The sequence below is a fragment of the Kitasatospora sp. NPDC101157 genome (genome assembly GCF_044768255.1).
In the GTDB taxonomy this organism is placed as follows: Bacteria; Actinomycetota; Actinomycetes; order Streptomycetales; family Streptomycetaceae; genus Kitasatospora.
Genome location: NZ_JBIWPL010000007.1, coordinates 1 through 19969, shown reverse-complemented (window position 1 = coordinate 19969; position 19969 = coordinate 1). Strand labels below are relative to the sequence as shown.

Sequence of the window (19969 nt, the reverse complement as noted above, 5' to 3'; positions counted from 1 at the left end):
GCGCACTCAGCAGGGTGCCCGCCGGACCGCGTCGAGGATCTCCGCGAGGTCCGCCAGTGCCGCTTCGGGGCCCTCCGCGACGGCCACGCCCGCGACGTTGACCACCACCTCGTCGACCCCCGCCCGGGCGTACTCCGCCAGTCCGGCGGCCACCGCCTGGGCGTCGCCGTGCACGAAGGCCCCGGAGTCGACCAGAGCCCGGGCGCCCAGCGAGGGGCTTGACGGGTGCACCCGCAGCCCGGCCCGGCGCAGCATGTCGGTGTAGTGCGGCGAGGCGAGGTGGGCGTGGGCGGCGTCGTAGGCGAGCCGGTACGGGTTGCGCCCCGGGCGGTCCAGGGCCGCGTGGACGACGGTGACCAGTCTCGGCACCGGCCGCTCCGCCTCCGCCGCGCCCCGGGCCAGGGCCGGGCCGAGGGTGTCGCGCAGGTACCCGGGCGGGGTCATCCAGGTGATCGCCGCGTCGGCCTCCCGCCCGGCCACCCGGGCCAGCGCCGGGCGGAGCACGCCGAGCCCCAACTCCACGCCCGGATGGTCGAGTTCCTCCGGGAGGCCGCCGGCCCGGGCCCCGGCCAGCAGCGCGCGGACGGTGCGCAGGTACCCGGCGGCGGCCTCGGCCGGGCGCGGGTAGGGCGCGCCGCGCAGTTCGGTGACGAAGTCGGCGGCTCCCGGGCCGAGTCCGAGGACGGTCCGGTGGCCGGTGAGCCGGGCCAGCGAGCGGGCCTGGAGCGCGGCGTCGAGTTCGTGCCGCAGCGGCATCAGCGCGACCGAGGTGCCGACGGGTATCCGGTGGCCGAGGCCGGCCAGGTAGGCGAAGGCCTGGTGGGTCTCCAGGCGCAGCGACTGCCCCTGCCAGAGCCGGGCCGCCCGGCCGTCCCGGACGAGTTCGGCGTACGGGACGAGCTGGGCGGGGTCGGCGGGCATGACCGGGAGGACGACGGAGACGGGCATGGGCGGGCCTTCAGTGCGGGGTGACGTCGGTGAGGTAGCCGGACGCCTGGAGTCGGAAGAGCCGGGCGTAGATGCCGTCGGCCCTGAGCAGTTCGTCATGGGTGCCCTCCTCGGCGAGCCGGCCGTCGGCGACGACGACGATCCGGTCGGCGATCCGGACGGTGGAGAAGCGGTGGGCGATGACCAGGGAGGTGGACTCGCCCGCGATGTCGCGCAGCCGGCCGAAGATCTCGGCCTCGGCCTCGGCGTCGATCGCGGCGGTCGGCTCGTCGAGGACGACGATCGGGGCGCGGCGCATGAACGCCCGGGACAGCGCGATCTTCTGCCACTGGCCGCCGGAGAGCTGGTGGCCCTCCTCGAAGTGCCGCCCGAGCATGGTGTCGTAGCCGCCGGGGAGGGCCTCTACGGCGGGGGCGGCACCGGCCGACTCCGCGGCCTGGCGGACCCGGCCGTGGTCGTCCAGCGACTCCACCCGGCCGAAGCCGATGTTGTGGCGGACGGTCATCTCGTAGCGGATGAAGTCCTGGAAGATCACGCCCATGTTCCGCTGCAGGTCGTCGACGTCGTACTCCTCGATCGGGACGCCGTCGATCAGGATCTGGCCGCCGGTCGGCTCGTACATCCGGGTGAGCAGCTTGACGACGGTGGTCTTCCCCGCGCCGTTCTGGCCGACCAGGGCGACGCAGGCGCCGGCCGGGATGCGGAAGCTGAGCCGGTCCAGGACGGGCCGGTCGGTGCCGGGGTAGCGGAAGCTGACGTCGCGGAACTCGATGCCCTCGCGCAGGGTGGCCGGGAAGGGCCGGCTGCCGCCCGCGACGCGTCGCTCCGGGAGGTCGAGGAAGCCGAACAGGTTGCCGAGGAAGAGGGTGTCCTTGTACAGCGAGGCGGCGCCGAGCAGCAGTCCGTGCGCGGCGACCTGCACGGTGCCGATGGCCTGGAGGTAGCCGGCCAGTTCGCCGACCCGGCTGCCGTCCGCGGCGTCGCGGATCGCCCACAGCAGGGCGCCGGAGGAGGCGAGCACGCTCAGCAGGCCGAAGCCGCCGACCGTGACCGACTGGCGGCGGGCCACGCCGCGGTCGATCCGGAAGAAGCGGCGGACCAGCTCCCGGTAGCGGTCCAGCAGGTAGGGCCCGAGCTGGAAGAGCCGGACCTCCTTGAAGGAGTGGTCGGTGGTGGTCAGGTACTGGTAGTAGTACAGCCGCCGCCGGTCGGCCGTCCGGGCGTACTCGATCTCGAAGACCTTGTGGCTGAAGGCCATGTGGGCGACCACCGAGGGGATCGGGGACGCCAGGATGACCAGCGCCACCCAGGGGCTCCAGGCGAACAGCACGGCGCTCACGGACAGCAGGGTCACCAGTTCCCGGCCGGCCTCCAGCATCTCGGCGAACAGCTGGTAGACCCGGCCGCCGTTGCTCTCCTGGAAGGCCCGCTGGAGCTTGTCGTAGGCGTCGGCGTCCTCGTACTGCTGAAGGTCGAGGGTGATGCCCTTGCGCATCACCTGCTCGCCGATGCTGGTGGTGAGCTCCAGCCGCAGCAGCGAGTCCAGGTACTGGACGGCGACCCCGAGCAGGTGGCCGAACACGGCGAGGGCGAGCAGCTGGTAGCCGGCGTCCAGCGCGTCGTCCCGGGCCCCGGCCAGGCCGCCGACGGCGTCCGCGACGCTCTGCACGACCCGCGCGGTGAGCGCGATCTGCAGGCCGGGGACGGCGGCGTTCAGCACGGTGCAGAGCGCGTAGCCGGTGACCTTGGCGGGGCTGAGCCGCCAGAACAGCGCGATGACGCGGAGCCAGGTCATCGTCCGCCCTCCTGCCTCGGTGACGGGCCGCCTGCCTCGGCGGCGAGCCGGCCGCGGACGGCGCGCAGGGCGTGCCGCCACAGGCCGTACGTGCGGTCCTCGCGGGCCAGGTCGATCGGCAGCAGCCGGTTGACCTGCATGTGGGCGAGGCTGGCCAGGATCTGCCGCTCGCTGCCGACCAGCCGGCCCGCCGCGGCGGCCTGCCGCACCGCCTCGGCGGCCGCCCGGGCGGCGGGCCGCTGGGCGGCGAAGGCCTCGGCGAGCAGCAGCCGGTGGCGGGCGCCCTCCTCGTGGGGGCGGCGCGGCCAGGGCAGCAACAGCTCGCAGAGGTAGTCCCGGTCGGCGCGGAACGTCCGGCGGAGGGCGTCCTCGTCCTTCGCGCCGGCGGGGGCGAGGTCGGCCCGGACGGCGAGCGGGACTCCCCACTGGCCGTACAGCAGGTCGACGGCGGCGACGCCGAGCGGTTCGGGCCGCAGGTCGGGGCGCCGGGCGAGCAGGCCGGCGGTGGCGTCGCTGTTGGCCTCGAAGAGCCGCTCGACGGCGTCGTAGGCGTCGGGGCCGCCGTAGCGGGCGACCTCGGGCGCGTAGGAGGCCACCGTGAGGTCCCGGGCGAGCCCCAGTTCGACCAGGTCACGGCCCCAGGCCAGCAGCCGGTCGAGGGCCTGCGGCGCGGCGGTGCTGCGCACCCGCAGCCGCAGGTGCGGGTGGGGGTCGGCGTAGCGGAGGTAGAACCAGCGGTCCAGCAGGCCTTCGCCGCGCAGTTGGGCCACCAGGTCGAGCAGGGGGCCGGCGATGATCTCGTCCTGGCGCTCCGGGCCGGCGTACAGCTGGAGGAACGACCAGTCGCCGCCGGGCAGGTACCGGGGCACGGGGGCGGTGGTCCGGTCGGCGGGCGAACGGCGGGCGGCCGAGGCGGCGTCCCGGACGATCAGCGGGACGACGATCTCCTCGTGGTGGCGCCGCCCGTCCCGGTCGGTCAGCCAGAGCCGGTCGTGGGCGGGCAGCAGCTCCTGGAGGACCAGCGCCGTGCCCGGCTTGAGCGCCTCGCGCAGTTCGGGGAGGGTCTGCGGGTGGTCGAGGTCGATCAGCAGCCGGTTGTCCTCCTCGACCAGGTGGACGTGCCGGGGGACGTTCCAGCGGGCGCGCCAGCCGGCCGGGTCGGCGAGGTCGCGCTCGGTGAGCCGCCACTGGGCGGGGCGGAGCACGACGCGGCCGCGGACCACCCGGGGCAGGAACGGCGCCCGGGAGAGCCGGCCCCAGTCGAAGGCGACCGGCAGCACGTACCCGTCGTAGGAGACCTCCAGCAGGAACCGCGCCACGTCGGGGGCGACCAGCGGGCTGAGCATGTGGTGCTGGACGACGACCACCTCCCGGCCGAGCCGCCGGGACCACAGGTACAGCCGCCCGTCGGTGGCGCCGAGCAGCAGGTCGTCGAGCGGGACGACCCGGTCCGGCGGGACGGACGGGGTGCTGTTGACCGGGATCTCGTACGGCCGGATCCGCGGCCGTACCGCGACGTTGGCGGCGCGGCCCCAGGCCGGCTGGAAGGCGAGTTCGGCGTGGACGGCGTCGGGGAAGAGCTCTTCCTCGCGCCGGGCGTAGCCGCGCAGCCGCTCGACGGCCTCGGGGCCGAGCAGGTCGAAGAAGCGCCCGAAGGTGCGCCCGCCCTGGGCCATGCCGTCGGAGCGCAGCACGGCCCGCCACTCGCCGCGGTCGATCGCGGCCCGGTCGGCGGCCTCGACGCTCAGGTAGGCGTCGACCACCGGCAGGACGGGGCGGCTGTCGCCGGGCGGGGCCAGCCGGTCCAGCCACGTGTCGGTCAGCTCCACCTCGAACGACCGGTCCCACCAGGCCCGTTGGGCGAGTTCCAGGAGGGCGGCGTCGAACCGGCCGGTGTCCGGCGGGGTGGTGGTGGGCGGCAGGTCGAAGGAGCGGCCGGGCTGGGTGTAGAGCGGTGGAGCATCCAGGCCGGCGTCGGCGCTGAGCACCTCCAGGACCGGTACCCGGGCGCCGGCGCCGTACCGCTCGACGAACTCCTCGCGGTAGCGGGCCAGGTGCTGGTGGTCGGTGCCGGAGGCGCCGGCGAGGCGCAGCAGCACCTCGACGGCGTCCGCGGCGGCCTCGCCGACCGCGCGGTTCAGCACGGGGGCCTGGAGGTCGAGGGTGGCGTCCAACTGGTAGGTCCGGCCGTCGTGTTCGGGCACCAGCGCGGCCTGGGCGGCGCCCAGCGCCCGCAGGCCCTCGACGTCCCGGGCGGTGCGGGCCAGCTCGACCACGGTCCGCAGGCCCTCGGCGACGTCCTCGGCGCCGGGCAGGCCGGTGACCTTCTTCAGCAGGTACTCCTCGGGGTGCGCCTCGGTCTGCGGCGGGCGCAGGTCGCTGCCGAGGAAGCCGAGTTCCCACAGCTGGCGGACCAGTCCGGTGACGGCGCCCTCCCCTGCCTCCGGGAAGGCGTCGGTCAGTTCGGCGACCAGCCGCCGGTACGGGACGGGCGCCCGCGCGGCGCGCAGCACCAGCCGGACCGGTTCGACGGCCCGGATCCGGACGGCCCGCTTGTCCTCCTTGCCGTGCACCTCGGTGAAGGGCAGGACGACCCGGTCCCCGGCGAGGTGCGCGGTGGAGTTCGCGACGACGTCGAGGTGGGGCAGCAGGTCCGGGTCGCCCTCCAGGCGGCGGATGAGCGCGAACAGCCACTCCATGTCGCCGCGGACCCGGGTGTCGCGGATCGCCGGGCCGCCGAGCCGGGCGGTGGTGCGGTCGCCGAACTCGCCCGTCGCCACGCCCGCGAACGCCCCGAAGGGGGTGGGGCGGGTGGACATCCGGGTGAGGTAGCGCAGCAGCCGGGAGTGCAGGCGCCGGGTGCGGCGCTCGTCCGCCCGGTCGAGCCGGTCCAGGGCGGCCACCAGGTCCTCGCTGGCCACCAGCAGCGCCCGGCGGACCTCCGGGTCCTCGGCGAGCGCCAGCAGTTCGGCGCGGGTGCGGGCCGGATCGGCGGTGAGCCGGTGGTAGGTGTCGACGGGCAGCGCGGGCGCGCGCAGCAGGAAGAAGCCGGCGGGGACGTAACGGGACACCCGGTTCACCGCCCCAGGAAGACGCGGAACCAGGCCGGCCGCTCGTCCGCGAGGGCGGCCAGCAGCGCCAGGGCGACACCGGCCGCGCCGGACAGCAGCCCCGGGTCGTCCACGGTGTTGCCGGGGACGTCCTCGTCGGCGAACACCACCGGGTGCGCGGGGTCGGCGTACGCCAGCAGCCGTTCCAGCAGTCCGGGCAGCGCTTCCCGTGCGGCGGCGCTGTGCGGGGCGAACTCCCGGGCCAGCATGACGAGTCCGGCCAGGCCGTGGCAGAGGGTGGGGGTGCGCGGTTCGGCGGTGGCGGCGCGGCGCAGCGCGGCCTCGAAGGCCTCCACGGCGCTCGCCCGCAGCCCGGCGTCCTCGGTGCAGTCGGCGACGGCGAGCAGGGCGGCGGCGATCCCGGCGGTGCCGTAGCACCAGGCGAGTTGGTCGTGGCAGTGGGCGACCGGCCGCTCGGCGCCGTGCTCGTCGACCGGGACCCCGTTCGCCCACAGCGGGCCCTGGGCGTCGGTCAGCCGGTGGCCGAGCAGCCAGCCGGTCAGTTCGGCGAGGGCCTCGCGCTGGCCGGGCCGGCGGTGGCCGGCCGCCCAGGCGACGGCGAGCGCGGCGGCCACCCCGGGCACACCGTGGGAGACGCCGAGGTTGAGGTAGCCGTGCGGGTACTGCCGGTGGTAGTCGCCGACGGGCGGGTAGACCTCGGGCCGGAGCAGCCAGCGCGGCGGGGCGCCCTCCGGCCGGTCGGCGCCGGCCGACCGGATCAGCCGGTCGAGCAGCACGGCGGCGGCCTCCCGGACCAGGGGGCTCGGGTCCGGCAGCGCGACGAGGCAGGTCAGCACCCCGGCCGCGCCGTTGACCACGTCGTAGTCGGAGTCACTGAGTGGCTGTCCGTCGGCCGGCCATCCGGTGGCGATCGCCTGCTCGGCGAGTTGCTCGTACAGGCGCAGCAGGCTGGGCCGGAAGCGGGGTTCGTCCTCGGCGCACTCGGCCAGCGCCAGGGCGAGGCCGGCGGTGCCGCCGAACAGGCCGGGGCCGGCCAGCGCTTCGACCTGGGTGGCGAGCACGGCTTCCCGGACGTGGCCGTAGGCGTGCTCACGGTCGCCGAGGCCGGCCCGGGCGGCGTACAGGTGGAGCAGGGCGAGGCCGGCCTGACCGTGGCTCAGGCTGGGCGGGTACCAGCCCATCGGTACGGCGGCCTGCTCGGCGGCGCGCAGGGCGAGGTCGGCCCACTGGTCGGTCGTGGCGGTCCGGGACACCACGAGGCGCACCGCGTCGCGGACCCGTTCGGCGAGCGGGGCGTCGGGGGTGCGGACGGGCGGTTCGCCGGTCTCCCGGACGGTGTGCATGCGTTCTCCCTCGGAGAGGTGGCCTGGGGTCTGCCTTGAGCCGGCGTCGGGGGCGTGCCGGGCCTTGGCGTGGTGGCGGCCCGGCGCGAGAATGGACGAACGGGTGCTGCCGTGTCCTGAATCCACGGCAGCACCCGTCGCCTCAGCGGTGTCAGTCCTGCTGCGGGTTCGAGCAGATGCCCGAGGTGCAGAGGGTGGTGCAGACACAGGTCGAGGTCACCTTGCAGCCGATCCGGGTGCAGATGGTCCGGGTGGCCAGGGTGCTGATCGACGGCGTGGGCAGCTGACCGCCACCCTGGACCGGCGAGCTGATGCGGGCGTCCAGGTCGAATGCGTTGTCGGACATGTCGATTCCCTTCGAATACCACCGCACCGGTTTCCCGGAGCGGCCCGGGGGCTTCTCCCCCGCGATTCGATGATGTCCCGCGGTGCTTTCCGGTGCCTATTGTCGTCGGCGACAGTTCCGCGACGGCCGCTCGGCGGTCCGGGGCTTTCCGGGCTTTCCGGGATTCAGGCGGCGGGGGCCCGGGACGCCCGGGACGACGAGATGTGGTGGGCATAGGAGGCCAGGCACCCGGAGAGCCGGGATTCGAGTTCCAGCTTTTCCAGGACGGCCGTGAGATGGGCCCGAACGGTGCGTTCGGTGACCTGGAGCCGGGCCGCCATCTGGCGGTTGCCCAGCCCTTCGGCGAGCATCACGAAAACCTCGCACTCGCGGGGTGTCAGCCGGCCCAGGCGGTCCAGTGCGAGGGTCCAGGCGGGTTCGCTTCCGGCAGTCGCCGTCGTTGTCGCGAAGTCATTCACGTCATCTCCCCGTGTCCATCCGACGGAATCGATGGGGCGGCTCCGTCCGGGCCGCGCAGGACAGAACGTAGGCACTGTTCGAACCGGAAGCAACCAGGATCCGTCGGCGGCTACGGAGCGTCAGGAGCCCTGTGGATCAGGCCAACCGGTCGTCCGGGGCCGGTGTTCGGTGGAATCACGGGTTTTTCCTAACAGGCGGAACGCGGCGTTCCGCCGAAACCCCCGCCATTCGGCGGGGATGGCTTCATTGGCACCATTCTCACCGTCCGTGGGTGCCTTGGGCCGGCAGCCGGCCGGGCGACCGGAAGAAGCGGCGGGAGACATCCGGAATTCGCCCCACCACTTGTCCGTCCGAGCCGGTCCGCACCAACTCCCCAGGCGCAACACTTGACTCACCCTTGACCGGGGCGGTTAACATTGCTGACATGAGCATTGCCGCGACGGGCTCGCAATCTCCACTGCACGTACAGATCGAACGTCGGATCCAGTGGTCGATCGAGCGGGGGGAATACGCGGAAGGCGAGTCACTGCCCTCGGCGAGCGCCCTGTCGGCCGATTTCCGGGCCAACAAGAACACCGTGCTGCGGGCCCTCCGGAATTTACGGGCGAAAGGCCTGGTCGATTTCGGCCGCGGGCGCGGAATCATCGTCATCGCGCGTTCCGGACCCGGCCACACCGATGTCGCGGGCCTCTCCGACCAGCTGCGGCAGCTGGTCGCCGTCGCCGACGCCCACGGGGTCGCCCGCTCCTCACTGATCTCCGCCATCGAGCGGATGCCCCGCCCCGCCGAGGGCGCGGCGCCCCCGCGCGGGGCGGGGAAGCGACCGCGGGCGTAGCGGCGCCGGGAACGCGGGCTCAGGCCCCCGAGGCGGCCGCCTCGGCGAGCGAGTCCAGGACCGGGCGGATCAGCGGGTGCCCGTCGGCACCTGCCCGGACGGCCGCGAAGACCCTGCGGGTGGCCAGCTCGCTGTCCACCGGCCGGACCGCGACCCGGCCCAGGTCCACCCCCCGCAGCGCCGAGCGCGGCACGAGGGCGACGCCCGAACCGGCCGAGGCCAGGGCGACGACGGCCCGGAAGTCGTCCGAGGAGTGCAGCAGGCGCGGCTGGAAGCCGGCGTGTTCGCAGGCCAGCAGGACCACGTCGTGGCAGGGGTTGCCCGGGTACGGGCCGATCCACGGCTCGTCGGCCAGCGCGGCCACCGCGAGCGGCCCCGACTCGGCGGCCAGCGGGTGGGCCAGCGGCAGGACGGCCTCGAAGGGCTCGGCGTACAGCGGGACCCGGGTGAGCCGGGCGTCGTCGGCGCGCGGGGCGCCCCGGTACTCGACGGCCACTGCGAGGTCGGCCCGCCCGTCCAGCACCATCGGCAGGCTGGCGTCGCCCTCGGCGTCCAGCACCTTGAGCCGTACGCCCGGCGCCCGCTCGGAGAGCAGGCCGATCGCGGGGGCCAGCACGTGGGAGATGCCGGTGGCGAAGGAGGCGACGGTGACCTCGCCCGCGACGCCCGCGCTGTACGCGGCGAGGTCGGCCTCCGCCCGCTCCAGCTGGGCGAGCACCGCGTCGGCATGGCCGAGCAGGATCTCCCCGGCGGCGGTCAGCCGCACGCCCCGGCCCTCCCGGGCCAGCAGGTGGTGGCCGGTCTCCTGCTCCAGGGCGGCCAGCTGCTGGGAGACCGCGGAGGGGGTCAGGTAGAGGGCGGCCGCCGCGGCGGTCACGGTGCGGTGGTCCGCCACGGCCCGGAGGGTCCGCAGCCGTCGTGCGTCGATCACAGCCCAATTCTGCCAGCGCGCCGCCGCTGACCCGTCCGGGTGAGCCCCGGGCCCGTCCGGCCGGGTCCGGGGGTGGCAGTACCACCGGTGGCGTATTTCCGGCGGAGATCGCTTCGGCCCGTTGACCGTCGCGCTCGATCGGCGCTTGGCTCGGCACCGAGCCGGGCGGGGATGTCGAGGGCCCGGCGCTCGTCGTCCGGGGAGGATGTCCATGACCACCGCTCGTTCCCGCCGCCGGCCGGCCCGCACCGGCTTCGTCCTGGCGGCCGCCCTCGCGGTCGGGGCCGTGATGCCCGCCGCCGAGGCCCGACCGCCCAAGGGCGACACCGCCAGGGTCAGCGAGGGCACCAAGGGCGAGCAGCTCAACGGCTACTCGTACGCGCTCGGGCTGAGCGCCGACGGCCGCTCGGCGCTGTTCTCCTCGACCGCGACCAATCTGCTGCCCGTGGCCGGAACCGCGAACACCAGCGAGGTCTACGTCCGGGACCTGCGCAACGGCCACGTCGAGCGGGTCAGCGTCGCCGACGACGGCTCCCCGCTGAACGCCGCCACCACGGACGCCTCGATCAGCGCCGACGGCCGGTACGTCGCGTTCAGCACCACCGCCACCGACGTGGTGCCCGGCCAGGCCCAGCACGCCGGCGACGTCTACGTCCGCGACCGGTGGACCGGCCGCACCGAGCTGGTCAGCACCGGCAACCTCACCACCGACGACGACGAGACCATCCGCAGCGCCGGCAGCCCCACCCTGAGCGAGGACGGCCGCTACGTCGCCTACGTCTCCAACCGCACCGACCTGGCCCCCGGAGTGCGCCGCGGCAAGCAGAACGTCTTCGTCACCGACCGCTGGACCCGCACCACCCGGCTGATCACCACCGGCTCCGACGGCACCGGCGCCGACAACAACTCCTTCCGCCCGACCATCAGCGCGGACGGCGCCACCGTCGGCTTCACCTCCCGGGCGGGCAACCTCCTCCCGCAGCAGCCCCCGGCGGCCACCCCGACGGCGGGCGCGGGCACCGCGGAGCCGCTGGCCGGCCCCCGGTTCTACCCGTACTACGTCTGGAAGGCCGACACCGGAGAGATCACCGGCGCCAGCGTGGACGGCACCACCGGCGAGCTGACCGGCGCGGGCGGCGACGCCCGGATCAGCCCCGACGGCCGGTTCGCCCTCTACGGCCTGCCGGTCCACGGCGTCGGCCGGCCCGGCACCCACGGCATCCGGATGGACCTCTACGCCCGCGAGCTGGCGACCGGCACGATCACCCGGATCAACACCTTCCTGCCCGGCACGACGACCACCGAGGGCGCCTACGACCCGATAATGACCGCCGACGGCCGCTGGGTCTACTTCGACTCCGGCGCCGACAACCTGGTGCCCGGCGACACCAACCAGCAGGGCGACGTGTTCCGCCGGGACCTGCGGACCGGCCGGATCGAGCGGGTCACCGCCGCCCAGGACGGCTCGCAGAGCACCGGCGGCTCCGACAGCCCGTACGTCGACGCCACCGGCGACACCGTGGTCTTCACCGCCGAGGACGCCAACCTGGTGCCGGGCGACGACAGCACCTACCTGGACGTGTTCCTGCGCCGTCTGTGACCCGCCCCGGTGCGGGGCCGGGCCGCCACCCGCCCCCGCGCCGGGATTCCGGCGACCGCTCCGCAGGCTTCCCTCCCGGACGCCGCATACCACCGTTGACGTATTTTCCGACCGGATTCATCTGAGCTGTTGACCATCGGCCCACCCGGCGCTCGGCTCTCCTCCGGGCCGACCCCCCCCCCCCGCACCGCCGCCCGCACCGCCGCCCCGAACGACCGGGCGGCGACGACCGGGGCCAGGACGACCGACGGCCCGCACCGGGGCCTCAGCGGACCGGCAGCGAGACCTCCGCCGGCCCGAAGGTCACCGTGCTCCCCTTCGGCGTCTCGCCGCCGTACAGGTCGTCGTGGGTGCCGAGCACCAGCGTGAGCCGGTGCCCGGCCGGGAGATCGTACGCGGTGGGGAACAGCGTGACGTCCAGGGGGAAGGGCTGCCCCGCCGGCCGTCCGCTCCAGCTCTGCGGGGCGTGCGCGATCAGCCGGCCGACGCCGAGGGCGTCCGTGTCGTAGAGGTACGCGACGGCCGTCCCCCGCGGCGCGGAGGCGGTGACCGTCGTGTGCACCTGCACGGCCCCGCGCACGGGGAGGCCCTGCCGGTACGGCTGCGACTGCCGGACGGCGGCTGCGTCGCGGTCCAGCAGCGGCATCACCGCGGTCGGCGGCTGGTGCAGCCACTGGTCGACCAGGCCGGAGAGCAGCACGACGCCGCCGCCCGCGCCGGAGGGCCGGTCGCCGCTCACGGTGGACGTCCCGCCGAAAGTCAGTTGCCCGGTACGGGAGTTGACGGAGCTCCAGTCCGGATAGGCCTCGTGGGCGCCGGTCGGGCGGACCTCCAGGTCGACGCCGGCCCGGCTGCCCCCGGCACCCTTGAGGTAGTGGTCGAGCCACGCCCGGGCGCCGTCCCAGGTGTCGTTGGAGAAGCCGAGCAGACCGGTGAACTCCTGGCTCGCGTGGTCGCCGGGGCGCAGTTCGAGGCGCTTGGGGACGGTGAGCCTCCGGTAGAAGTCCGTCATCTGGCCGGGGTTGAAGAAGCTGTCGCTCCAGCCGTTGGCCAGGTAGACGGCGGTGCCGTGGGCGTTGATCCGGTCCAGGTAGGTGGACGGTGAGCGGACGTCCGCCCACTTGACCACCTCGGGCAGGTCGTGGTCGGCGAAAAGGTCGTCCAGGGCGGTGGCGAACTCCGGGCTCTTGCGGCCGGTCAGGCCCTCGATCGTGGCCAGCCTGGTGGCGGCCTGGGTGTGCCGGGTCTGCCCGCTGTACAGCGCGTCGGTCAGGTCGGCCCAGCCGCTCAGCGAGGCGACGGCCTTGATCCGGGCGTCGAACGCGGCGCCGAGCAGGGTGAGTCCGCCGCCGAGCGACAGCCCGACCATGCCGACCCGGTCGGGGTCCGCCGGCGTGTGGGCGAGCGCCCAGTCGACCACCGTCGAGATGTCCGCGACGTCCTTGGGCCCGGCGACGTCCACCTCCCCGCCCGAACCCCAGAACCCGCGCACGGTGTACGTCACGACGACGTATCCGGCGGCGGCGAAGCGGTGGCCCTGGGCGACGTACTCCAGGTCGTTCTGCCCCCAGCTCGCCGGCTGCACCAGCACCGGGTAGCGGCCCTGGGCGTCCGCGCCCGGCGTTCCGGCGGGCGGGGTGAACACGTCGGCCTTGAGGACGACTCCGTCGGCGGCGGTGATGTCGGCCAGCCGGAAGCCGCCGAAGGCCGACGACACGGCGCCGGAGGCGGGCGCCGCGACGGCGGACGGGGCCGCCACCGCCCCCGCGCCGAGCCCGAGCGCCGCGACGAGAAGGGCGCTCACTGCCCGGTGTCCACCGGTCCGGCGGGGTCGTGTCATCACGCTGTGCTCCCTCGGTTCACTCGATGTGATCACGGGCGAGCCTAACGATCTTCCATCGGCCCAGGGAGGTGATGATCAGCCAAATTACTGGCCGGTAACGTCGGGTGGCGGAGGTGGCGGCGGTGGCGGCGTCCGTGCCGGCGGCGTCCGTGCCGGCGGCGTCCGTGCCGGCGGCGACGCCCCCGGGAACCGCGAACGGGGGTGGGACACCGGTCGGGCCGGCGTCCCACCCCCGAAGCGGGAGGGTGGGGCAGGTGGTCTGGGGGCCGTGCAGCGGTGGGGAAACGATTCGCCACCACCGCACGGCGGTTGTGAGCCCGCGGGCCGGTCCGGTTCCGAGCGGTCCGGCCCGCGGGCGGTCCATCGGGGGGTCACTCCCTGCCGGAGGTCACTCCCCCAGCGCGGCGCGGGCGTCCACGAAGGCGGCGACGGCGCGCTCGACGTCCTCGGTGGAGTGCGCGGCGGAGAGCTGCACCCGGATCCGGGCCTGGCCGTGCGGGACGACCGGGTAGGAGAAGCCGATCACGTACACGCCGCGCTCCAGCAGGAGTTCGGCCAGCCGGCCCGCCTTCGCCGCGTCGCCGATCATCACCGGGGCGATCGGGTGGTCGCCCGGCAGGATCTCGAACCCGGCCTCGGTCATCCGGCTGCGGAACAGCGCGGTGTTGGCCGCCAGCTTCTCGCGCAGTTCGTTGGACTGCTCGACCAGGTCGAGCACCTTCAGCGAGGCGGCCGCGATCACCGGGGCCAGCGAGTTGGAGAACAGGTACGGGCGGGAGCGCTGGCGCAGCAGGGCGACGATCTCGCGCCGGGCGGCGACGTAGCCGCCGGAGGCGCCGCCGAGCGCCTTGCCCAGGGTGCCGGTGATGACGTCCACCCGGTCCATCACGCCGTGCAGTTCGGGCGTGCCACGGCCTCCGGCACCGACGAAGCCGACGGCGTGCGAGTCGTCCACCATGACCATGGCGTCGTAGCGGTCGGCCAGGTCGCAGATCTCGCGCAGCGGGGCGACGTAGCCGTCCATCGAGAAGACGCCGTCGGTGACGATCAGGCGGCGGCGGGCGTCCTGGGTCTCCTTGAGCTGCTGCTCCAGGTCGGCCATGTCGCGGTTGGCGTAGCGATGGCGACGGGCCTTGCTGAGCCGGATGCCGTCGATGATGCTGGCGTGGTTGAGCGCGTCGGAGATGACCGCGTCCTCGGCACCGAGCAGGGTCTCGAAGACGCCGCCGTTGGCGTCGAAGCACGAGGAGTAGAGGATGGTGTCCTCCTGGCCGAGGAAGGCCGAGAGGCGGTCCTCCAGCTCCTTGTGCACGTCCTGGGTGCCGCAGATGAAGCGGACGGAGGCCATTCCGTAGCCCCAGCGGTCCAGCGCGTCCTTGGCCGCGGCGAGCACCTCGGGGTGGTCGGCCAGACCGAGGTAGTTGTTGGCGCAGAAGTTCAGCACCTCGCCCGGGCGGCCGCCGCCGGTGACGGTGACCGCGGCGCTCTGCGGGGTGCCGATGACCCGCTCCGGCTTGAACAGGCCGGCCTCGCGGATCTCGTCGAGGGTGGCGGCGATGTCGGCGCGCACGTTGTCGAACACAACAGGCTCCTTTGGCGTCAGCGGGGTGCTCAGGCGGTCCAGTCGAGGATGATCTTGCCGCAGTTGCCGCTCGCGGCGTCGTCGAAGGCGGCCTCGAAGTCGGTGGCGGCGTACCGGCCGGTGATCACCGGGCTGAGGTCCAGGCCGCCCTCCAGCAGCACGGACATCGCGTACCAGGTCTCGAACATCTCGCGGCCGTAGATGCCCTTGATGGTGATCATCGAGGTGACGATCGAGGCCCAGTCGACCGGGAACTGCTCGGCCGGCAGGCCCAGCATGGCGATCTTCCCGCCGTGGGTCATGTTGGCGATCATCGACTGCATCGCCTCGGGGCGGCCGGACATCTCCAGGCCGACGTCGAAGCCCTCGCGCAGGCCCAGCTTCTGCTGGCCCTCCTCGATGGTGTGCTCGGCGACGTTGAGCGCCAGCGTCACACCGACCCGGCGCGCCAGGTCGAGGCGGTACGGGGACACGTCGGTGATCATCACGTTGCGGGCACCGGCGTGCTTGGCGACGGCCGCGGCCATGATGCCGATCGGGCCCGCGCCGGTGACCAGCACGTCCTCGCCGATCAGCGGGAAGGACAGCGCGGTGTGCACGGCGTTGCCGAAGGGGTCGAAGATCGCGGCCACGTCGAGGTCGACCGGCACCCGGTGCACCCAGACGTTGGAGGCGGGCAGCGCCACGTACTCGGCGAAGGCGCCGTCTCGGTTGACGCCCAGGCCGACGGTGTTGCGGCACAGGTGGCGGCGGCCGGCCAGGCAGTTGCGGCACTTGCCGCAGACCAGGTGGCCCTCGCCGCTGACCAGGTCGCCGATCGCGATGTCCGCGACGCCGGCGCCGATCTCGGCGACCTCGCCGACGAACTCGTGGCCGAGCACCAGCGGGGTCTTGATGGTCTGCTGCGCCCAGCCGTCCCACTTGCGGATGTGCAGGTCGGTGCCGCAGATGCCGGTCCGCAACACCTTGATCAGCACCTCGCCGGGGCCGATCTCGGGCACGGGGACGTCCATCAGCCAGAGCCCGGGCTCGGCGTTGTGCTTGACGAGTGCCTTCACGGGCGACGGCTCCTGACGTGCGAATCGGGGACGGCCCCGGGGTGCGGGCCGGGGGCGCGGTTCGGCCGCTCCTGACGGGCGCGTTCCGGCAGGCAGAAATCTGCCTGGTCAGAGGGGGTGCGGTCCATCGAGGAATTCTTAAGGGCGGCCACAGCTGGGCTAAACGATCGTGCCCGAGCTGGGGGCGGGGGCAGCCGCGGCATGCCGGTGCTCACCCGTCCGGCCGAGCGCGGGACGCCGCCGGCGACACCAACCGGCCGTCGCACTCCGGTACTTGACAACGCGCCGCCAGCGGGACGGGCCATGCGGGTAGGGGTTGGCTCCGTTCGGGCCAGCCGGGCCGCCACCGGCGCGCGCGCCCCCGGCGGCGGTGCTTACGGTGGCGACGCTCCCCTGCGGCCCGTGGAGCAGGCGCTCCGGGCCCTCCGCCCCAGAGAGGCGCCTCGCCACATGACCAAGACCCGACGGCCGCACCCGGCCGCTCCCCGCACCGCCGGCCGCGCGGCCGCCGCCGCCCTCGCCCTGACCGGCCTGCTCGCCGCCGCCGGCTGCTCCGGCGACTCCGAGCCCGCCCGCCAGGGCGGCCAGGGGGTCATCGCCGAACCGGCCGCGCTCAGCCCGTCCTCGGGCGCCGGCGGCTCCGGCTCCCCCTCGGGCAGCGCCTCCTCCAACGCGGTGGTGGCGCTGACCCCCGCCGTCACCGGCCAGCTGGACGACGCGATCCAGCGGGTGCAGAAGCAGACGGGCGTCCCCGGCATCTCGGTCGGCATCATCACGCCGAACGGCACGTACCAGAAGTCCTTCGGCGTCGCCGACAAGAGCGCCAACACGCCGATGGACCCGGGAATGTTCAGCCGCATCGGCAGCGAGAGCAAGACCTTCACGGCGACCGCCGTGCTGCGCCTGGTGGACCAGGGCAAGGTCGGCCTGGACGACCCGATCTCCAAGTACGTGGACGGCGTCCCCGGCGGCGACGGGATCACCGTCCGCCAGCTCGGCGAGATGCGCAGCGGCCTGTTCCCGTACACCTCCGACCCGGACTTCGTGAACACGTTCATCAACGACCCCAACCACGTGTTCACCCCGGACCAGCTGCTCGCCTACGGGTACAAGCACCCCGCGGTGTTCCCGCCCGGGTCCAAGTACCAGTACAGCAACAGCAACTACATCCTGCTGGGCAAGCTGATCGAGAAGGTCGGCGGGCAGTCGGCCGGTGACTTCCTCCAGGCCCAGGTGTTCAGCCCGGCCTCGCTGGGCAAGACGAGCTTCCCCACCGACGCGACGCTGCCCGACCCGCACGCCCACGGCTACACCGACCAGACACCGGACGGGTCGATCCAGGACGCCACCGGCTGGAACCCCTCCTGGGCGTGGACGGCCGGCGCCGTCGTCACCACCCTGGGCGACCTGGAGAGCTGGGCCAAGACCGTGGCCACCGGCTCCGTCATCAGCCAGGCCAGCCAGACCGAGCGCCTGAAGATGCTGCCCACCGGCGACCCGAACGTCAGCTACGGCTTCGGCCTGTTCAACAACAACGGGTGGATCGGCCACAACGGCTCGATGCCGGGCTACGAGAGCGTGGCGGTCCACATGCCGGACGCCCAGGCCACCCTGGTGATGCTGCTCAACACCGACGTGGTCTCCCAGGGGCAGGAGCCGTCGACGCTGTTCGCGAACGAGATCACCAAGATCATCTCGCCGAAGCACGTCTACGCTCTGCCCGCGGAGACCGCGTCCCCGGCGGCCCCGGGCTCGGCCTCCGGTTCGCCCTCCGGTTCGCCCTCGGGCTCCCCGACCGGCGGCGGCTCGCCGACCGCGCTGCCCACCAACACGGCCTCGACCGTCCGGACCTGATCCCCGGCCCCGCGCGGTGGTGGCGGCCCGACCCGGCTCACCCGGGTCGGGCCGCCATCACTGACGCGCCGTCAGCTACCCAGCACCTGGCGGAGGTCGTACGAGACCGGCTCCTCCAGCTGCTCGTAGGTGCAGCTCTCCGGCGTGCGGTCCGGCCGCCAGCGGCGGAACTGCGCGGTGTGCCGGAAGCGGCTGCCCTCCATGTGGTCGTAGCCCACCTCGACCACCCGCTCCGGGCGCAGCGCGATCCAGGAGAGGTCCTTGCCGCCGGTCCAGCGGCTGACCGCCCCCGGCAGCCGGCCCTCCGCGTGCGCCGACTCCTCCGCCCAGGCGCCCCAGGGGTGTTGGGAGAGGTCGTCCATCCGGAGCGGGGCCAGTTCCTCGACCAGCTCGCGGCGGCGGGCCATCGGGAAGGCCGCGCAGACGCCGACGTGCTGGAGCTTGCCCTGTTCGTCGTGGATGCCGAGCAGCAGCGAGCCGACCACCGGCCCGCTCTTGTGCTCGCGGTAGCCGGCCACCACGCAGTCGGCGGTGCGCTCGTGCTTGATCTTGTACATCGTCCGCTCCCCCGGCCGGTACGGCTGGTCCAGCGGCTTGGCCACCACCCCGTCCAGCCCGGCGCCCTCGAACTCGGCAAACCACGTCTCGGCGACCTCGCGGTCGGTGGAGGCCGGGGCGGTGAACACCGGGTCCTCCGCCCCGGCCAGCGCCGCCTCCAGGGCGGGGCGGCGCACCGAGAGCGGCTCGTCGACGAGCGGCTCGTCACCGAGCGCGAGCAGGTCGAAGGCCACGAAGGAGGCCGGCGTCCGCTCGGCGAGCAGCCTGACCCGGCTCCCGGCCGGGTGGATCCGTTCCAGCAGCTCCTCGAATCGCAGCCGCCCGTCCCGGGCGATCACCACCTCGCCGTCCAGCACGCAGCGCGGCGGCAGCTCCCGCCGGAAGGCCTCCACCAGCTCGGGGAAGTACCTGGTCAGCGGCTTGCCGGTGCGGCTGCCCAGCTCCACCTCGTCGCCGTCGCGGAACACGATCGTGCGGAAGCCGTCCCACTTGGCCTCGTACTGCATCCCCGGGGGGATCTTGGCCACCGACTTGGCGAGCATCGGCGCCACCGGCGGCATCACGGGCAGGTCCATGAGCCCAGCCTCGCGCCAACCGGCTCGGGGCGCGCGCCGGGCGCGGCGCCCTTACCGTGAGGGGCATGGGCTCAGCCGTCGAACTGGAAGTCGCCGGGCGAACCGTCCGGCTGTCGAACCCGGACAAGGTCTACTACCCCGAGCGCGGCTTCACCAAGCTGGATGTCGCGCAGTACTACCTGGCCGTCGCCGACGGGGTGCTGCGCGGACTGCGGGACCGTCCCACCACCCTCCAGCGCTTCCCGGACGGGGTCGACGGCGAGTTCTTCTACCAGAAGCGGGCGCCCAAGGGGCTGCCGGACTGGCTGCCCACCGCCCGGATCGAGTTCCCCAGCGGCCGCTCCGCCGACGAGATCTGCCCCACCGAACCGGCCGCCGTGCTGTGGGCCGCCAACCTGGGCTGCCTCACCTTCCACCCCTGGCCGGTCCGGCGCACCGACACCGACCACGTCGACGAGCTGCGCATCGACCTCGACCCCCAGCCCGGTACCGACTTCCACGACGCCGTCCGCGCCGCCCACGAGCTGCGCGCCCTGCTGGAGGAGCACGGACTGCGCGGCTGGCCCAAGTCCTCCGGAGGGCGCGGCCTGCACGTCTACGTCCCGCTGGTGCCCGAGTGGACCTTCACCGACGGCCGGCACGCCGTGATCGCGCTCGGCCGGCTGCTGGAGCAGAGGATGCCCGGGAAGGTCACCACCGCCTGGTGGAAGGAGGAGCGCGGTGAACGGATCTTCGTCGACTACAACCAGATGGCCCGCGACCGCACCATCGCCTCCGCCTACTCCCTGCGCGCCCGCCCCCGCGCCACCGCCTCCACCCCGCTGCGCTGGGAGGAGCTGGACGACGCCGCGCCGGAGGACTTCGACCTGCGCACGGTACCCGCCCGCTTCGCCGAACTCGGCGACCTCAGCGCGGAGATGGACGGCCACGCGTACCGGCTGGACGGCGTGCTGGAGCTGTACGAGAAGCAGCTGCACGACGAGGGCCTCGGCGAACTCCCGTACCCGCCCGACCACCCGAAGGCCGCGGGCGAACCGACCCGGGTCCAGCCCAGCCGGGCCCGCAAGAAGCCCGCTTAGTACTCCAGTGTGACTTCGTGATCTCGCGCCGGGGCCGGGTGGGAACGGGAACGGCCACCGCGTGATCATCAAGGGTTGTGTGGACTCATGAC

Annotated in this window: 15 protein-coding genes; 4 read left to right on the top strand and 11 right to left on the bottom strand. The window is 73.9% G+C overall.

Features of this window, described 5'->3' with window-relative positions:
* Positions 1-6: 6 nt before the first annotated feature.
* The 6 genes from ACIRVF_RS17035 to ACIRVF_RS17010 all read right to left on the bottom strand — a co-directional run bounded on the left by ACIRVF_RS17035 (position 7) and on the right by ACIRVF_RS17010 (position 7961).
* A complete protein-coding gene (locus tag ACIRVF_RS17035; RefSeq protein WP_402817583.1) occupies positions 7-948 on the bottom strand; it encodes an LLM class flavin-dependent oxidoreductase in 942 nt (313 codons plus the stop codon).
* Between the two features lie 10 nt (positions 949-958).
* The gene (locus tag ACIRVF_RS17030) at positions 959-2743 is read right to left on the bottom strand and encodes an ABC transporter ATP-binding protein (RefSeq protein WP_402817580.1); all 1785 of its coding nucleotides are present in this window, start codon (positions 2741-2743) and stop codon (positions 959-961) included.
* Entirely contained in the window at positions 2740-5814 is a 3075-nt protein-coding gene (locus ACIRVF_RS17025) for a lantibiotic dehydratase (RefSeq protein WP_402817577.1), read from the bottom strand. The genes ACIRVF_RS17030 and ACIRVF_RS17025 overlap by 4 nt, the downstream gene beginning before the upstream one ends.
* Before the next feature lie 5 nt (positions 5815-5819).
* Entirely contained in the window at positions 5820-7157 is a 1338-nt protein-coding gene (locus ACIRVF_RS17020; RefSeq protein ID WP_402817574.1) for a lanthionine synthetase C family protein, read from the bottom strand.
* 151 nt (positions 7158-7308) lie between these two features.
* The gene (locus tag ACIRVF_RS17015) at positions 7309-7503 is read right to left on the bottom strand and encodes an FDLD family class I lanthipeptide (protein WP_375886484.1); all 195 of its coding nucleotides are present in this window, start codon (positions 7501-7503) and stop codon (positions 7309-7311) included.
* A 164-nt stretch (positions 7504-7667) separates the two neighbouring features.
* Entirely contained in the window at positions 7668-7961 is a 294-nt protein-coding gene (locus ACIRVF_RS17010) for a helix-turn-helix transcriptional regulator (protein WP_402817569.1), read from the bottom strand.
* 425 nt (positions 7962-8386) lie between these two features.
* Between ACIRVF_RS17010 and ACIRVF_RS17005 the strand changes: the two genes are divergently transcribed.
* On the top strand, positions 8387-8797 hold the full coding sequence (locus ACIRVF_RS17005) for a GntR family transcriptional regulator (RefSeq protein WP_402817566.1): 411 nt from the start codon (positions 8387-8389) through the stop codon (positions 8795-8797).
* A 19-nt stretch (positions 8798-8816) separates the two neighbouring features.
* On the opposite strand, the gene ACIRVF_RS17000 is transcribed toward ACIRVF_RS17005, so the two are convergent.
* Positions 8817-9728 carry a LysR family transcriptional regulator gene (locus ACIRVF_RS17000; RefSeq protein ID WP_402817563.1) on the bottom strand — a complete coding sequence of 304 codons (912 nt, stop codon included), beginning with the start codon at positions 9726-9728 and terminating at the stop codon, positions 8817-8819.
* Positions 9729-9939: 211 nt separating this feature from the next.
* Between ACIRVF_RS17000 and ACIRVF_RS16995 the strand changes: the two genes are divergently transcribed.
* On the top strand, positions 9940-11328 hold the full coding sequence (locus tag ACIRVF_RS16995; RefSeq protein WP_402817560.1) for a TolB family protein: 1389 nt from the start codon (positions 9940-9942) through the stop codon (positions 11326-11328).
* Between the two features lie 265 nt (positions 11329-11593).
* Here ACIRVF_RS16995 and ACIRVF_RS16990 read toward each other — a convergent pair whose 3' ends face one another.
* From ACIRVF_RS16990 to tdh, 3 genes are all read right to left on the bottom strand, one after another.
* Entirely contained in the window at positions 11594-13168 is a 1575-nt protein-coding gene (locus ACIRVF_RS16990; RefSeq protein WP_402818490.1) for a CocE/NonD family hydrolase, read from the bottom strand.
* A 391-nt stretch (positions 13169-13559) separates the two neighbouring features.
* The gene (locus ACIRVF_RS16985) at positions 13560-14753 is read right to left on the bottom strand and encodes a glycine C-acetyltransferase (protein WP_402817557.1); all 1194 of its coding nucleotides are present in this window, start codon (positions 14751-14753) and stop codon (positions 13560-13562) included.
* Between the two features lie 29 nt (positions 14754-14782).
* Complete coding sequence (gene tdh / locus ACIRVF_RS16980) at positions 14783-15811, bottom strand: L-threonine 3-dehydrogenase (RefSeq protein ID WP_402817554.1); 1029 nt, start codon at positions 15809-15811, stop codon at positions 14783-14785.
* Positions 15812-16261: 450 nt separating this feature from the next.
* Here tdh and ACIRVF_RS16975 point away from each other — a divergent pair, with 450 nt between their 5' ends.
* Complete coding sequence (locus ACIRVF_RS16975; RefSeq protein WP_402817551.1) at positions 16262-17665, top strand: serine hydrolase domain-containing protein; 1404 nt, start codon at positions 16262-16264, stop codon at positions 17663-17665.
* A gap of 71 nt (positions 17666-17736) precedes the next feature.
* On the opposite strand, the gene ACIRVF_RS16970 is transcribed toward ACIRVF_RS16975, so the two are convergent.
* Positions 17737-18798, bottom strand: coding sequence for an ATP-dependent DNA ligase (locus tag ACIRVF_RS16970; RefSeq protein ID WP_402817548.1), 1062 nt, complete (start codon positions 18796-18798; stop codon positions 17737-17739).
* A 65-nt stretch (positions 18799-18863) separates the two neighbouring features.
* Between ACIRVF_RS16970 and ligD the strand changes: the two genes are divergently transcribed.
* Entirely contained in the window at positions 18864-19877 is a 1014-nt protein-coding gene (ligD, locus tag ACIRVF_RS16965; RefSeq protein ID WP_402817545.1) for a non-homologous end-joining DNA ligase, read from the top strand.
* Positions 19878-19969: the final 92 nt, after the last annotated feature.

Excerpts from the sequence above, each read along its gene's own strand:
- ACIRVF_RS16970 (WP_402817548.1), bottom strand. The coding sequence starts at position 18,798 with ATGGACCTGCCCGTGATGCCGCCGGTGGCGCCGATGCTCGCCAAGTCG.
- ACIRVF_RS16995 (WP_402817560.1), top strand. The coding sequence starts at position 9,940 with ATGACCACCGCTCGTTCCCGCCGCCGGCCGGCCCGCACCGGCTTCGTC.
- ACIRVF_RS17020 (WP_402817574.1), bottom strand. The coding sequence starts at position 7,157 with ATGCACACCGTCCGGGAGACCGGCGAACCGCCCGTCCGCACCCCCGAC.
- ACIRVF_RS17005 (WP_402817566.1), top strand. The coding sequence starts at position 8,387 with ATGAGCATTGCCGCGACGGGCTCGCAATCTCCACTGCACGTACAGATC.
- ACIRVF_RS17030 (WP_402817580.1), bottom strand. The coding sequence starts at position 2,743 with ATGACCTGGCTCCGCGTCATCGCGCTGTTCTGGCGGCTCAGCCCCGCC.
- ACIRVF_RS17035 (WP_402817583.1), bottom strand. The coding sequence starts at position 948 with ATGCCCGTCTCCGTCGTCCTCCCGGTCATGCCCGCCGACCCCGCCCAG.
- ACIRVF_RS16990 (WP_402818490.1), bottom strand. The coding sequence starts at position 13,168 with ATGACACGACCCCGCCGGACCGGTGGACACCGGGCAGTGAGCGCCCTT.
- ACIRVF_RS16975 (WP_402817551.1), top strand. The coding sequence starts at position 16,262 with ATGACCAAGACCCGACGGCCGCACCCGGCCGCTCCCCGCACCGCCGGC.
- ligD (WP_402817545.1), top strand. The coding sequence starts at position 18,864 with ATGGGCTCAGCCGTCGAACTGGAAGTCGCCGGGCGAACCGTCCGGCTG.
- ACIRVF_RS17015 (WP_375886484.1), bottom strand. The coding sequence starts at position 7,503 with ATGTCCGACAACGCATTCGACCTGGACGCCCGCATCAGCTCGCCGGTC.